Here is a 662-nt window from a genome sequence, read left to right on the forward strand (position 1 = left end):
AGCACGACGGCGCCCGGCTCCCGGAGCGCGGCGGCCGCCGCGGGGACCGCCGGGTCGACGACATGGACCACGTGCGGGTCGTCATCGCTGGTGAAGCCGTCGACATGCGGTTTGAGGGCGGCCTCGGCCTCCGGGTCGCAGGCACGGACGACCAGCGGGATCGAGCGGCCGGCAGCGGCCTCGCGTACGGTCTCCGCGTCGGCCGCGCGGACGGGCGCCACCTCGACGACACCGGCCCCGAGCGGAGGCAGGGCGCGTATCGCTTCGCGGGCGAGCGAGGGCGGGACGGATATGCCGAGGCGAACGGTCACGGACACGCCGGCGATCTCGCCGGCGAGGCTCTCGGGCGGATGGCGGTGGCCGAACCCTCGGGCGATCAGCCGCGCGCCGGCGGGACGGGAGCCGATCGAGGCCAGCAGCCGCAGTGCGGTCAGCTGCGAACGGCGCCGGCCGAGGACGGCGGCGGCCACGCCGCGCAGTGGGTGATACGTCCAGTCCGGCATCAGCGGCCCTCACTCTCCGTCGCGGTCAGCGGGTCACCGGGCGCGGTCCAGCCGAGGACCGGCGTCATGGAGCGCAGCGCCGCCCGCGTCGGCGTCAGCCGGGCGGCCGTGTCGCGCAGCACCACCGCAGGCGGCCACGACAGCTGGCCAGATCGGAAG

At 76.4% G+C, this 662-nt stretch carries 1 pseudogene; it reads right to left on the reverse strand.

The features are described from left to right. Nucleotides 1-503, reverse strand: a pseudogene (locus AWZ10_RS32570) (hypothetical protein); the annotation flags it as partial. Nucleotides 504-662 lie beyond the last annotated feature (159 nt).

The organism is Streptomyces europaeiscabiei (genome assembly GCF_001550375.1).
Lineage (GTDB): Bacteria > Actinomycetota > Actinomycetes > Streptomycetales > Streptomycetaceae > Streptomyces > Streptomyces europaeiscabiei.